A 14,049-nucleotide genomic window follows, 5' to 3' on the forward strand; every position below is an offset into this window, starting at 1 on the left:
ACCGAAATCCCGAGAGTAATCTTGAGCAAATCCAGCGCCTTTGTGGATACTCCCCCTTCTTCGCCGGCGCTATATTTCCTTTTACGGCCGGGCACCGTGCTGGAGGTGCGGGCCAACAGCTTGCTCAACCGCGGGTCGCACCGGCGGCGGGCCAGCTGTCAGGATCGGCACGAGCGAAGCGCAGGGAAGCGGTCTCCTTCTTCGGGACGGGGACGCCATGCCGCTAATTGGCCGCAGCAGGGAACTGGACCGGATCCTCACGACGGTCCGGTCAGCCAGGGAATCCGCCCTGGCCGTAACGGGCGGGCACGGGACAGGCAAGTCTGCCCTGCTTGCGGAAATTCCTGCGCTCTCCGGCTCCCACACCGTGTTCCTGGCAGCCAGCGCCTCTGAAACCGGCTGGCCGCTCTCCGGGCTGACGGCCATGCTCGCTGCCATGGACGATCCCGTTCTCAACAGAACCGCCGCTGAACTGCCGGCCGGCACTCCAGGTGGTGGCGACGTGCCGGCGCTGGCCGGAATGCTCCTGGGCGGGCTGCACCGGCGCACCGCCTGCCGGACGGTTATTGTGATCGACGACGCAGACAAGCTGGATGCCTGCAGCCAGGCTGTCATCGGCTACGTGGCCCGGCGACTCGCCGGCACGGAGATCACGCTGATCATCAGCCTTCGCACGCCGGCACCGGACAGCCCCTTCAGCGGACTTCCGGCCCTGCACCTCGGGAGCCTGGACTACGGGGACACGGTGCGTCTGCTGACGGTGTTGCCGGCAGGGCCAACCACGACGGCGGCCGCGCACGCAGTAGCCGCGGCCGCCAACGGGAACCCGCTCGCCGCCGTCGACCTTTACCGGTGCCTTGCGGAACTACACGCGCAGGGAACGCGCACGCTGCCTGTTCCGCTGCCCCGCCTGCGCAGCCTGGAAGCAGAGCATGCGGCGGCGATCGGCGCCTTGTCGCCGCATGCGCGGCATGTCCTGGACCTGCTCTCGCTTTCCTTCAGGAGTGACATCAACGCGCTGGCGGAGGTTGCCGCGGATGTGTGGCCCGCCGTGGACGAACTGGTCGCCGGAGGCGTTGCCGTCCGGTCCGGACCAATCGTCAGCATCCGTGACCAGCTGCTTCGCGGACATGTCTTCGCGGCGATGGCACCTGCTGCCCGCACTGCCGCCCACCGGTCGCTGGCCCAGGCATCCGAGGACACCGATGTCCACGGCCACCGCTGGCACCTCAGCTTCGCGGCACCCGGGCCGCGGACGCCCTTCCGGCTGCTCCGCAGCGCCGCGGACCTGGTTAGCGCCGGAGAGGTGGCTTTCGCCGTGGAATGCGTCGAGCGCGCCCTCACCATCAGCCCGTGTGCAGCGCAAACCGCCGCAGGGCTTGTGCGGGTGGCCGAACTCCTGTTCAACCGCGGTGAGTTCGCCTACGCCGGACGCTACCTCGACTGGGGACTGCACGTGACACGGAATCCCCTTCTGATCCTGCGGCTCACAGCCGTGTCCTTCCAGATCGAGTTCATGCAGGGCGGCACGGTCAGGCCGGCCATGGTGCTCCGCCTGGCCAGGGAGCTTGGAATGCATGACCCGGCATACACGGCATCACTGCTGTGCGCTGCAGCCCTGTACTTCGCGGAGCGATGGGAGCTCAGGGATGCTCAAGAGCTGCTGCAAGAGGCCGCCCGGTTCCAGGATGCCGCCTCCGCTGAGTGCCTGGCAGTCAGCGACCGGGCAAGGAAGCTGGTGTCCGTCATCGGGGGCAGGACCGGCGGACCCGCCCACCAACCCGCGCCGGCAGGTGACACCCGGATGCTCAGCCTCCTCGTACGCGGACGCGCCCTGAGCTACGCCGAACATTACGGCCAGGCGCAGGAGGCTTTTAGCACCGTGCTCAGCTCCAGCGGCGCCGGCGACAAGGTCTGGCGGGAAGCCGCTGCGCTCCTGGCGGCGGACAACGACATCCGGGCCGGGAATGTGCGCTCTGCGGTGGCCCGGATCGACGAAATTGACCAGAACGAGCCGCAGAACAAGTACCTCAGGGGAATGCGCCACGTCTTGTGGGTCTGGCGTGCCCATGCCCTTGGAGATGAAGCACTGGCCCAGGCCTGCGCCGCGGAGGCACAGCGCTTCGCAGGGGAGACCCACCCCGCCATCACCGCACAGCTTGCTGCCTGCCGGGGCCAGTCCGCCCTGTTGCGCGGGGATTTGGCGGCGGCCCTGGCGCAGCTGTGCCGCGCTGCGGAAGTCGGCGCGTGCCTGGGCAGTCCCGCCCTGCTCCGGTGCGAGGGGGACCTGGTGGAAGTCCTCGTCCGGCTCGGCAGGCACCGTGAAGCGGGCCAGGCACTGCTGCGCCTCGAAAGCCGCTCGGTGGGGCTGGGTTCACCCTGGCTGCTGGCTGTCGTGGCGAGGAGCCGCGCCATGCTGGCGGACGGCGAGCAGTCACTGCAGCTGTTCAGCCGGGCGCTGGAAGGCAGGAACGGTCGGGAATCCGTGCTGGAACGCGGGCGGACGCTGCTCTGCTACGCCGAACGGCTGGCCGCGCTGGGCCGGATACGTGACGCCCGCTCCGCCCTGATGCGCGCCAGGGTGATGTTCGAGGAGGCCGGCGCGGATGGCTGGACACACCACGTCACGGGACTTCTGCTGGAAGAACGGGCGGAGCCGGCCGGTCAACGCGGCAACCCTGCACTGCTGCTGCTTGCCGACCATGAGCGTGCCCTGGCCAAAATGGTGGCCCGGGGCATGCGGAACAAGGAGATCGCGGCAACGCTCTACGTATCGGTGCGGACGGTGGAGGTGCGCCTGACCGCCATTTACAGGAAGCTGGGTGTGGAGTCCCGCGCGCAACTGACGGCGCTGGCCGCGGGCAAGGTAAACCCGGCCGCCGAACCGTACGTTCTTCCCGCGGTGTAAAGGATAGTGACAGTTCGGACCCAGCCGGGCGCGGTTCACGCGGTACGCCGCTACCCCTAACTCCCTATTGGAAGGGTTTCGAAAAGTCCCTATTGCGGGGGTATGAGAACCAGGACTAAATTTGCCTGCATCTTGACGTTCAAGAAACGGACGTCCGGCACTGCTGGGTGCCTTCAGTATCTGCTGATAAAGGACGCTGGACATGTCCCGACCCGCCACAGCTCGTGTTGCTCAATCCATCATTTTGGCTGTCATTCTCCTTACCAGCCTCTTTACCGCTCTTGGCAGTGCCCGAGCCGCAGAGAATTACGGCTATCAGAGCATCGGCTATTCAGGGGTGGTCAACCCTCCCACCTCAGATAAACCGCAAAGCAAACTCTGGTGGAACGATGGTTCCTGGTGGGCCGACATGTGGGCGACAGGAAGTGGCTGGCATATTTTCCGCCTCGACAGGGCAACCAGGACCTGGGTGGACACCGGCGTCCTCAATGACAGCCGGAGTAACACTTTGGCTGACACCCTGTGGGACGGCAACAAGCTATACATCGCTTCGCATGTAGTGACCGTGTCCGGGGACGGGACGCCCAAGCCGTCCATTCCAGGGCAGCCGGCCAAGCTTTATCGCTACAGTTATTCCTCAGGCAAATACACCCTGGACCCTGGTTTTCCTACTACTATCACCAATAACAGCAGCGAATCGATGACGATTGACAAGGACACTACGGGCGCAATCTGGGCCACTTGGACGCAGGTTTCCGGAAACGCGACCTCGGGCTACACGAACGCCGTTTATGTGAACGTGTCCACTCCCGGCGGAACAAGTTGGAACACGCCATTTGTTCTGCCCGTGGCGGACCCGAATCCTGCGCCAGATGACATTTCTGCCGTCGTTTCCTTCGGGAGCAACAAGATCGGGGTGATGTGGAGTGATAATCCCGCGGGCACCGTTTATTGGGCAACGCGCACCGACGGAACGTCCCCGACCGCGGCGTCTTCATGGAAGGTCCAGCCCGCTGTTCAAGGAAAGGGCCAAGCGGATGACCATTTGAATCTCAAAGCCCTTCTCGCTGATTCCGCCGGACGAGTCTATGCTGCTTTGAAGACGAGCCTAAATGACACGTACACGGACAAGACGCTGCCACAACTTCAGTTGCTTGTCTTCCGCCCCGGAACCGGTGCTTTCACAAAGTCAACGATTGCAACCGTTGCTGATTGCGTTTCCCGCCCCCAGGTCGTGCTGGACACCACGAATAACGTGGTCAGAGCGTTTCACACTGCGCCTTCCACATCCGTTTCGGGATGCGCATACTCGGGCGTAGCGGGAAGTATCTACGAAAAGACCGCGTCCATGGACAACCCCGTGTTTGGCAGCGGCCGCGGAACTCCCGTCATCCAAGACGGAGCATCCCCAAACATCAATGACGTAACAACAACCAAGCAGAGCCTTAACTCCAGCACCGGTGTCGTGATCCTGGCGAGCAACAACGTCACCAAACGCTACTGGTTCTCGGACCGGTCCCTGGGGTCGGCGCCCGCCCCCAGTCCCTCACCGACACCTACCCCAACCCCTTCCCCTTCGGGAAGCATTAGCGTGGTGGGGACGGCGAGCAGCTATTCCGGTACGGCTGCTCCGATCACCCTCGCAAAACCGGCGGGTACGACCGCCGGTGATTTGTTGGTCGCCGCCTTTACTGCCGATTTAACCCCGTCGGTTAGCAGTGCTCCCGCCGGATGGACGCCACTTGTAAACGGTCTTACCATCGGAAACGGAGCGCGGATCTTTGTCTACTACCGGGTGGCAGGAACGGCTGAGGGCGCCTCTTATACCTGGTCTACCAGCACTGCTGTGAAATGGGGTGGCGGGATGACTGCTTATCGCGGAGCGAGCACATCAAGTCCGATTGACAGCATGGTGGCTACCCGCGTGGACACCAGCTACACGGCGACAAGTATCACGTTGCCAGGAGTAACAACGGCCAGCAACGGTGCCCTCCTTATCGGTGGCGTTGGGTTCGACAGCTCAACTCCTGCGGCATCTCCCCCGACAGGATGGGCAGAGCGCTGGGAGGCGGCGGGTGGACAAATCGCCGAACAGGCCGACAAAGTCCAGACATCCGCGGGCGCCAGCGGCGCAGCCACCTGGACATTTTCCGGGGCCAAAGCAGCGGGGGCCTGGCAAACGGCATTGCGACCATCCGGTTAAGGCTTGCTGAATCTTGAACAAGGCACAACCAAAGCCGCGTGGGAAAAGACGTGCTTGTATCAGCATTTTGACTCTGTTATGCGCCATGGGAATGACCGGTTGCGATGAGGTTACACCCCAACTTGCAGATGATGGGCCTACCGTCCACTTCACTGCAGCCGGTGATGTGGGACTTGGCAGCGGCGCCAAGGGGGTTTTGAACAAAGTACGAGAGCTTGCACCCGACTTCAACATCATCTTGGGTGACCTGTCCTATGAGCAAGGTGCCGAGCAGAAATTCTGCGATTTAGTACAACAACTGCTGGGGCCAGAAATTCCCACTCTGCTTGTGGCTGGCAACCATGAGAGCAATGGTCCCGACGGCTACATAAGCAATTACGTGGAATGTCTTCCGAATCGGCTTCAAGGATTGCAAGGAGACTACGGTAAGCAATGGTACGTAGACGTCCCGGACGAGAATCCGATAGTTCGGCTGATCATGGTCTCGCCGGGTTTGGAATTTCCCGACGGTAGAACGGACTATTCCAAGGGCAGCGCATCTTACCTATGGACCGAAGCCGCTATTGATACAGCCAGAGAAGCGAAAATTCCCTGGACGATAGTCGGTATGCACAATATGTGCTTCAGCATAGGACACTATGGGTGTGATGCCGGCCAAGCATTCCTAAACCTGCTCGTTAGGAAAAGTGTTGACCTTGTACTCACAGGACACGAGCACGTCTATCAGCGCACTTTCCAGATTGGATACGGCGACGGATGTCCTTATCTCTTCGTGCAGGAAGTCAATCCGAAGTGCGTGACTGATTCGGACAGCAGTGTGAACCAAGGCAACGGAACCGTCTTCGTCACCAATGGTGTCGGAGGTCAGAGCTTGAGGGACATCAACACGGAAGACGCTGAGAAGCCCTACTTCGCCGCATGGTCAGGCGCCAACTACAGCCCGGCTAAGGGTACCGCCCACGTGGTCTTGGATAGCACCCACATGAGAGTGGACTTTATTCCTTCCCGCGGATACGAGTTTCAAGATTCATTCCGTATCGAAAGGTGAGATAGCGCCTTCTTTGGCCGCCGCGCACCCTGCCAGTGGGCGATAGCACACCATCGCGCCAGATCCTTCATGACTCGGCAATGCCCGTGATGCCTGTTACTGGATTGTGACTTAGCGCTGCGTCTCCGGTACGGTCTACCTCTGGGGCTGCCCCAGCCGGCCCAATCCCGCAAGACGCCTAACTCTGCCACTTACGGGATCCCGAGACTCCTGGCAGAGGCGGGGGACCCACGTGTCCCGGGCATGGTTCTGCCTGCCCTCGGGGTGAAGTCACGGCAAACCTCATGAGTGGCCGGATGCTCTCATCCGAACCCGACAGCTAACCCCGCAGGCGACGAGAGGCACTACTCATGTCTGCATCTACGGATCAGCCGCGCACAAAAGCGCATCAGTCCATGGAAGAACCGGTTAATTCGACCCGTATTCATTCCGAACCTCACCGTTACACCGGGGTTCTCAAACGCCCACTCACGGTGCGCCTGGCCACGACTGCCTTTGTTGCCCTATTAGGCGCCGCCACTTTGGGGCTCTCAGCAAACACCGAAGCTCTGAATGTTGAACGGGTAACCAACTCCGCAAAGCAGCAGCCCGTTGCATCGCACATGCATCGCGACCAGCTCCTCCAGGCAACTGCCCCACTGGAACCTACTACAGAGGCGACGGTGGAACCCGACGCCGCCCCTGCCCCTGTTCCGGCGGCCAGCGAGCCACCACTTCCGGAAACAACACTGGAGTCCACGCTGGCACCGGCTTCGGCCCCCCTGGCGAATCTGGCATCGACTTCTACCCCGATGCCTACCGGAGTTCCAGGCGGATGGGTTATGACCTTCAATGACGAATTCAATGGAAGTTCCCTCGATACGACCAAGTGGTCCGACTGCTGGTTCTCCCCCACATGTGGTGAGATGAACAAAGTCAGCACCAGCCCGAGCAATGTCGCAATCAAGGATGGCAATCTCGCACTGACGCTGGCCTCGTCCACTTCCGGCGCCCTCGTTTCCAGCAATCCCAAGGGCGGGGCGGGCAGTGGCTATCAATTCACCACTGGTTACGTGGAGGCCCGCATCAAGTTCCCCGGTGACGCTAACGGGCTGTACAACTGGCCTGCGTTCTGGTCGACCGGGCAGTCATGGCCTACGACTGGGGAAAATGACATCGCAGAAGTCCTCAAGGCTAAAATGACCGTGAATTACCACTCAGGTTCCGGTACGCATAACCAGGGCACAGTTCCGGGTGACTGGGCGAACCAATTCCACACTTTCGGCTTGCACCGTACGGCAACCTCATCCGACGTGTACTTTGATGGGGTTAAAGTCAAGTCCTATCCCACGGACGATGGCAACGCGCCGCAGTATATTGTCCTCAACGTTGGGGCAGCGTCTACTAATCCAGTTTATGGGCCAGCCTCGGAGGTACAGGTCGACTACGTTCGCGCTTGGCAGTGATTTTCCTCCCTTATAATGGGCTCACCTGGACGGCGGCGGCATATCCCGCCGCCGTCCATTTTTGGCAGTTTCTCACTTTCAAAAAACAAGCCGGCGGCCCATCCGGTTCTTCCCATCATTTAGTAAACTCTTGCAATGAAGCTTCTGTACATAACAGAAAGTGTCCCTAACCGAGATCCTGTGCTGGGTGATGGAAGCTCTCTCATCCCCTTCGAGGTTTTGCGTCACCTACCTGCTGACGTGACGGTAACATTGCTGACATTCTCCGGGCCCGTGACGGTGCCGGATGAAGTTCGATCACGCTGCAACTCTGTGCATGTTGTCCCTCGACGAAGCAGGACGCTAGCTGCACTCCGTTCAGGCCTAGGCGTGAACGGACTAGGGCGGCAAGAACGATCGACGAGGCGTGCCCGAGAATTAGTGGCAGCATTGTCCCTGCAACAGGACGCTACGCTGATCCACGGGCCCCACGCGCTGTTTCTCTCCCACTATGTTTGGGGTCCTCTGGTCCTGCAGACTGTTGATCCTTGGTCTATCCGGGCGGCCATGGATACTGCCATCGCAGGAAAGTTGATGCCAGCATATAAAGTCAGGGCGTATCTGGCTCTGCGGGCAGAACGACGCCTCCCGGCCCGTGCGCGGCTGTTGACCGTCGGTGCAGGAGACGCTGCCGCGTGGAGCAAGAAGCTGGCGCGGCCCGTGACCAGCGTTGCCAATGGAGCAGAGTCTGCGCCTCGTTACCGGGGGAAACGGAACTCTCCGGTGGTTTGCTTCGTGGGGAGCCTCAATTATGGTCCCAATATCGACAGTGCTCATGTGCTGGTCAAAAAAATTGCACCAATGGTCTGGGAGCACGTTCCCGATGCGAAATTCGTTGTTGCGGGTCGCCAACCTGCGGACTCAGTTCTTGCGCTGTCTGCTGATCAGGTTGAAGTCCTGGCTAATGTCCCCTCCGTGATGGACGTATTCAATGGTTCGGATGTGGCGGTCTTCCCAGACGAGCACGGCGTCGGCATACGGAATTCCGTCCGGGAAGCCTTGGCTGCAAATGTGCCCGTTGTGGCGACACCTGTCGCCGCCCGTGAACAGGCTCCGCATCCTTTGCTAACTATCGAAAAGGACCCGACACAATTCGTAGACCAGGTCGTAAACCATCTGAACGGCGGCCCGCCGAGGCTCATGTCCGATACCGGTTCTGAAGTCCGGACGTGGACGCAAACTGCTGCAGATTATCTGGATCAAATTCACTTGGCGGTGAACGACTGGCACCTGAAAGAAGGCAAAACCCCATGACACCAGGCGGAGACCTTGCGCGGGCAGGAGCAAGCGGCGCGATGTGGCAAGGTCTTGCCTTCGTTTCAGGCCGGCTGATCGTACTTGCGACCACTGTGGTCTTGGCAAGACTCCTCTCACCGGAGGAATACGGGCTGGTTGCATTTGCCTTAGTGCTGATGTTATACACCGAAAGCGTTGCTGACGCAGGAGTAGCCCAAGCTCTGGTCTATTTACCCCGAACCAAGGTTATGGCGCAGTCCGCACTCCTGATCTCGCTTGGTCTAGGCACCTCCCTCGCGTTAATTGTTGCATTGGGGGCGCCTCTAACCTCAGAAGTATTTGGTTTTCCCGCTGCCGTCCCATTGATCCAAGTCATATCAGTATCAATTTTTGCTACTTCATGCGGGGCAGTTCCTGAAGCCCTGCTCAGACGCGATCTCCGCTTCAGGCAGCTGACTGCAGCCCCCGTAATCCGGGCAGCTTTAATGGGTTCGGTTACTCTTCTTCTGGCTTTTCAAGGACAAGGCGCATTGTCTCTTGCACTAGGAACCGTGGCGGGTTCAGTGGGTTATGCTGCCACGTGTTGGTACCTAGTCCGCCATGATGCGCCCTGGAGGTTTTGGCGATCGAGTTGGCACTCCATCCGGGCTAACCTGTCCTTCGGTGCGCCTGTAGCGGGCAGCAGCTTACTTGCCCGGCTGATATTTGATGTGGATTACCTCATTATTGGACTTGTTCTGGGCGCCCAAGCGCTCGGTTATTACACCTTGGCATTCCGGCTTCCGGAAGCCCTTATTTTGAATGTATTCTTCGTACTCTCAACTGTGCTGTTTCCCCTTTATACACAGGTCCGTGACGACCCTTATCGACTCCGGGCCGGATACCTGAAAAGCATGCAGATTCAAGCGTTGTACGGGGTCCCGGCAGGCGTTGGCCTCGCTGTCCTGGCACCCGTGCTTGTGCCTTTGCTTTTCGGTCCCCAATGGGGAGACGCTGTGCTCCCTCTGACCTTATTGGCCATATATGCCGCCGTTCGTTCGCTGGGAGCAGGGGCGAATGACGTGTACAAAGCCCTCGGCCGGCCCGGGCTTTCAATAACTATTTCCATAATCCGGCTTTTGATTTTGGTGCCGGTGCTTTTTTTTGCCACCCAATGGGGCATCGCCGGAATTGCGTCAGCTCAACTCGCAGTTGCCGTGATTTTCGCAGTGGGTATGCAGACGGTAGCAGCGAAAGTAATCCGGATCAGGACGAGCATGATGTTTCAGGCAGTGCTACCCGGACTGGTATGCGGGGCCGCTGTGGCAGTTTCCGGATTGATTACCTTGGTGCTGCCATTGCTGGGCGGCGCCGCCACCGCCGTCTTGGTCATATTCGTCGCACTGCCGATGGTCTACTTGATTCTGCGCTTAGGCTTCCCGGAACTGCACAAAGACCTTCTGACCCTGGTCCGCCTACGGTGATCGGCTGGGCCAGTTGCTAACCGCATGGCGCCACAGCCAAAAGTCCCGGTCAGCAGCGATCACTGCGTTCACGTCTACCCGGTTTTGGTCTTTGCCCGATGAGCTACTCAACCGATATGACAGGGTCGCCGCAGACCGGGCCCATGTCGCGATCACCAGCAACGGGAGGATGGCGGAGTCGACACTGCGAAGCGCAAGGTGCTCCCTCAATGGCTCCAGCGCCCATCCCCCCTTTCCGAACGCGTGGTCAAACGATTTAAGTTGGTCTTGCCTGGCAAAGGCCTGCTCGCGCGATTCCGTTAGGTACTGCAGGTAGAACACGAGGTCGTGGCCTGGCACGCCATACGGACTTGCACGTTCCCAATCCACAACCTGTAGTTTGCCCCGGGGCTTAAGAAACAGATTGGGGTGGCTCATATCCCCATGCTCCATCACAGCTGGCAGCGGGGTCGTCATCAGCGGCGCCAGCACCTGGTGAGTTCGCTCAATCAATTCATGGAGGCCAGCGTCGTTAGGAACCAAACTGCTGAGGGCACGCAGCGGTTCGCCTATCGATCGCTGATACCAGTCGGGATTGTTTCCGGCGGAACTCGTGCAGGGCAGTGACCCGATGAAATTGGTGCCAGCAGCGACAGCCGTCTCTATGTCGGTAGCCACCACCTTGGGATCCAGGGGAACCCCCGACAGGGCGGTCTCCACCAACACCGTATGTCCGCCAACGACTTCTATGGCGAGAACCTCTGGCACGCCCTTGGTTGTATCCAGTCCCTCGGCATTCAGGCGTTGCAGGACGCATGCTTCATGCCGGACGCCATCATTGTCGCCGGGTTGGCGCGGCACCTTCACAACGAGACGGGGTTCCGGATTCTTCGGAGCGAAGACAAGCCCGACTACATGCCTAGAGGTGGCAAATCTCGGGGTTAATAAAACAGTTTCCCATCCATCTGCCAGCCCATGCTGATCCAGTCCGAGATCGGACCTGCGTTCATGCAGGAAATGATCAATGAATCTCATTTCTGGTCCTTCACCCCTGTCGGCGGCCTGTGACTGTACCGCAAGGTATCGCCAGATTGAACACTCCCGAGTTGAGGGCAATCTTCCCTGCAAGAGCTTTAACCGTGCCGTACCGGACGTCCTTGTGGAGTGAGAGGGTATGGCGCACAGCCACCGACGAGGCCGTGGGAACTATGCGCACGGCGCGCTCGAGTGTAGGCACCTGCCAGTCAACGTTTATGTCAGTGAACCCCTGTCGAGCGAATGCCCGCTTCCAACCAGCTATTGTCCACGGCCGCGAGACGCTGAAGAATGACCGCCGGACCTGAGCACAAACCCAACCACCGGGTTCCACAGCTGACACGGCGGCTTCAAAGGTCTTCCGGTCAGGCTCGGAGAGAACAACGACGTCGAATTGGGGCATTCTGCCTGGCACATCAGCCCCTATGCGAACAGCATGCGGGTCCATATGGCGAAGTCCGGATACAAATTCTCCACTTAGCCTTCCCCCGTAGCCTACCCTTTGCGGATTTATGAGTGGGATCAGGAAGCGCCAGTCGAGCAGGGCCCAGCGGTGCAGGGGAAGCTTTGCCTCTTCTTGCCGGCGGTTCCCAGCGATCCCACATCTAGTAGTAAGCGCGTCCCATATAAGTCCTGTCGCTCGCTGTAGGACGGTATTCTTGGCTAAGGAAGCATCGAGGACCCTGGCTGATGGAAGCCGCCGTGAGAGTTCCAGGTACGCATTCCGCCAGTCTTCCAAAATGCTTGCGCTATGCTCGCCCTTCCGGGCAAACATCACCTCTCCGGGCGCATCGAGAACCAGGAGGATGTCCGGGTTCGGTCCCACCCGCAAGGCAAGTTGATCGGTGAGTCTATCTAGGGCGTTACCTGCTTTTGCTGTGGGAAGTAGAGCGTCGTAGGCAACTCTGTCCATGAGCACAAGACGTCCTCTAAAGCTGTGGTACCTAACAACAAGCCCCCCACGAATCGTCCTGTATATCTTCTTGCCAGTACGCCCTCCAGGAAAGTGCCGCAGCAGTCCATCCCAATGACTGGCGCCCCATAGTCCCATGTAGACGCACTTGACCGGCAACGGGATTGAGGCTCGCAGTCCCTCCAATAAGGTCGTCTTTCCACCGCCATCAGGCGCCACTGCTCCAATGATCAAACCTCGCCCATGCACTCCGGGGGTCAAGAGGCGAAGTACCCTGTTACGTATAGCTCTGAACCAGCCCCGACGCGGCCGTTCAGCCCAGGTACGAGTGATTTTTGCAGCAAGGTAAGGAATGCGATCAAAATCTTCCGACCTAATATATTGCAAAATCGCAGCGGCAGTGCCGGGACGGGTTTGGCGGTCGACGAATGCACCTAGGGGATCTTCCGGCGCGACCACCTCGGCAGCGCACAGAGCGATTGCTTGTCTTTCCGTGACAATCTCGCCCTTGTCGAGTACCAAATGAAGCAGCTGCAGCCAAGCCTTGTCTGATGGACAAGGCACCCACAGTATTCCCAAGGCGACTCGGCGGGCGAGGACATCCGCGGCCACCTCCGTCGGCCTTTGCTGATAGCGCCCGAATGCAATGTCAGAAACGACGTCCAGCTTAAGCCAAAAGTCAGAGTCAGCAACGTAGGAGAAGTAGAAGCGATGACTCCCGTGACCTCGTGCTTTAACATGGCAAAACCCTACGTCTGCGAGTACCCCATCAAGTGCGGGGAGCAGCGCTGGGTCTACCAGCAGATCAACATCGCCGGCGGGTTGATCCAGGTCATCCTCTCCCCTCAGCAACAACCAAGGAATTCCACTCTCATCGATACTTCTAAAAGCCGCGGCGAGTGCAGGATTAAGGTTTCGCGCGGTCTCTGGACTAAAACTCGACATATGCATACTGCACCACCCAATCGATTTCGATATGGCCTGCTACGTCTCGAGCCGGAAACCTCGTGCTTGCCTGTAACGATGTTTCCGCCTGCAAGGTCCACCGCATGGGATCAGTTGGAACACCGGATGACTTCCGTGTTTCATCAACCAACTTACCGTCCAAGAACCATCTCACTTTGCCCGGGGTCCACTCTGTAGTCGCCACATGCCATTTGCCGGGGCCAGACGAAGAGTACTTACGGTAGGACGGGTCGAACTTCATTGCTCCATCCTCGAATGAGCCTTTGATAGCAGAGGCGCCATATAGCTGTCCGTCGAGCGAGCCTTCTGGCCAATCGATCTCACCATCGTTCCAGTCGTCGCTCACTGGCCATAGCATGAATGCGATCTTGTAGCCGGGCAAAGAATCGTACCTAAAGCGGATGGAGTACCGCCCATACTTTTGGCCGTTGTAGCCGAAGGGCACGGTGCTGGCTACCCGGGGAACTCCATCAGTATGAAGGAAGTAATCAAGTTTCCCATTCCGGACAGAAAGGACAGCATCGGGAGTATAAATACCCCTTCCCGATGAGTCGGGAAAGCCATCGTAACCGCGCATGTCGGGCCCGTAAACCTCGTCTACTTTCCCTGCTGCAGCATTTTGGGTGAAGTCCTGGACACCTGTTTGGCGCCAACCCGGCAAATCTCCCAGGGGAATAGAGGCGGTATCGGAAGGGATGCCACCGTCGGACCAGTGTGTTCCTACAGTTCCCTTGGAGTATTGGTCAAACACGATAATCCCGAGTCCGGCGATAGCCGCTATCAAGAGAGCACCTTTTACATGCCGGTCCTTCGA

General features: G+C 59.5%; 9 protein-coding genes and 1 riboswitch. Of the genes, 6 read left to right on the top strand and 3 right to left on the bottom strand.

Features of this window, described 5'->3' with window-relative positions:
- Positions 1–217 precede the first annotated feature (217 nt).
- From ACYQ1Z_RS07105 to ACYQ1Z_RS07130, 6 genes are all read left to right on the top strand, one after another.
- A complete protein-coding gene (locus tag ACYQ1Z_RS07105; RefSeq protein WP_459791788.1) occupies positions 218–2,908 on the top strand; it encodes a helix-turn-helix transcriptional regulator in 2,691 nt (896 codons plus the stop codon).
- Between the two features lie 202 nt (positions 2,909–3,110).
- The gene (locus ACYQ1Z_RS07110) at positions 3,111–5,111 is read left to right on the top strand and encodes a hypothetical protein (RefSeq protein ID WP_459791789.1); all 2,001 of its coding nucleotides are present in this window, start codon (positions 3,111–3,113) and stop codon (positions 5,109–5,111) included.
- A gap of 85 nt (positions 5,112–5,196) precedes the next feature.
- Positions 5,197–6,159 carry a metallophosphoesterase gene (locus ACYQ1Z_RS07115; protein WP_459791790.1) on the top strand — a complete coding sequence of 321 codons (963 nt, stop codon included), beginning with the start codon at positions 5,197–5,199 and terminating at the stop codon, positions 6,157–6,159.
- A gap of 165 nt (positions 6,160–6,324) precedes the next feature.
- Positions 6,325–6,505: riboswitch (cyclic di-AMP (ydaO/yuaA leader) on the top strand.
- A 4-nt stretch (positions 6,506–6,509) separates the two neighbouring features.
- Entirely contained in the window at positions 6,510–7,604 is a 1,095-nt protein-coding gene (locus tag ACYQ1Z_RS07120) for a glycoside hydrolase family 16 protein (RefSeq protein ID WP_459791791.1), read from the top strand.
- Positions 7,605–8,150: 546 nt separating this feature from the next.
- Complete coding sequence (locus tag ACYQ1Z_RS07125) at positions 8,151–8,897, top strand: glycosyltransferase family 4 protein (protein WP_459791792.1); 747 nt, start codon at positions 8,151–8,153, stop codon at positions 8,895–8,897.
- Positions 8,894–10,342: a lipopolysaccharide biosynthesis protein gene (locus ACYQ1Z_RS07130; protein WP_459791793.1), complete on the top strand. Its 1,449-nt coding sequence runs from the start codon at positions 8,894–8,896 to the stop codon at positions 10,340–10,342. The genes ACYQ1Z_RS07125 and ACYQ1Z_RS07130 overlap by 4 nt, the downstream gene beginning before the upstream one ends.
- On the opposite strand, the gene ACYQ1Z_RS07135 is transcribed toward ACYQ1Z_RS07130, so the two are convergent.
- The 3 genes from ACYQ1Z_RS07135 to ACYQ1Z_RS07145 form a co-directional block, all read right to left on the bottom strand.
- Positions 10,334–11,356: an aminoglycoside phosphotransferase family protein gene (locus ACYQ1Z_RS07135; protein ID WP_459791794.1), complete on the bottom strand. Its 1,023-nt coding sequence runs from the start codon at positions 11,354–11,356 to the stop codon at positions 10,334–10,336. The two genes, ACYQ1Z_RS07130 and ACYQ1Z_RS07135, sit on opposite strands and share 9 nt — an antisense overlap.
- Before the next feature lie 10 nt (positions 11,357–11,366).
- Positions 11,367–12,269 carry a hypothetical protein gene (locus ACYQ1Z_RS07140; RefSeq protein ID WP_459791795.1) on the bottom strand — a complete coding sequence of 301 codons (903 nt, stop codon included), beginning with the start codon at positions 12,267–12,269 and terminating at the stop codon, positions 11,367–11,369.
- A 931-nt stretch (positions 12,270–13,200) separates the two neighbouring features.
- Positions 13,201–14,019: a glycoside hydrolase family 16 protein gene (locus ACYQ1Z_RS07145; protein WP_459791796.1), complete on the bottom strand. Its 819-nt coding sequence runs from the start codon at positions 14,017–14,019 to the stop codon at positions 13,201–13,203.
- Between the last annotated feature and the right edge of the window lie 30 nt (positions 14,020–14,049).

This window comes from Arthrobacter sp. AD-310 (assembly GCF_054656615.1).

Excerpts from the sequence above, each read along its gene's own strand:
- ACYQ1Z_RS07135 (WP_459791794.1), bottom strand. The coding sequence starts at position 11,356 with ATGAGATTCATTGATCATTTCCTGCATGAACGCAGGTCCGATCTCGGA.
- ACYQ1Z_RS07110 (WP_459791789.1), top strand. The coding sequence starts at position 3,111 with ATGTCCCGACCCGCCACAGCTCGTGTTGCTCAATCCATCATTTTGGCT.
- ACYQ1Z_RS07125 (WP_459791792.1), top strand. The coding sequence starts at position 8,151 with ATGGATACTGCCATCGCAGGAAAGTTGATGCCAGCATATAAAGTCAGG.
- ACYQ1Z_RS07115 (WP_459791790.1), top strand. The coding sequence starts at position 5,197 with ATGGGAATGACCGGTTGCGATGAGGTTACACCCCAACTTGCAGATGAT.
- ACYQ1Z_RS07105 (WP_459791788.1), top strand. The coding sequence starts at position 218 with ATGCCGCTAATTGGCCGCAGCAGGGAACTGGACCGGATCCTCACGACG.
- ACYQ1Z_RS07140 (WP_459791795.1), bottom strand. The coding sequence starts at position 12,269 with ATGGACAGAGTTGCCTACGACGCTCTACTTCCCACAGCAAAAGCAGGT.
- ACYQ1Z_RS07120 (WP_459791791.1), top strand. The coding sequence starts at position 6,510 with ATGTCTGCATCTACGGATCAGCCGCGCACAAAAGCGCATCAGTCCATG.
- ACYQ1Z_RS07130 (WP_459791793.1), top strand. The coding sequence starts at position 8,894 with ATGACACCAGGCGGAGACCTTGCGCGGGCAGGAGCAAGCGGCGCGATG.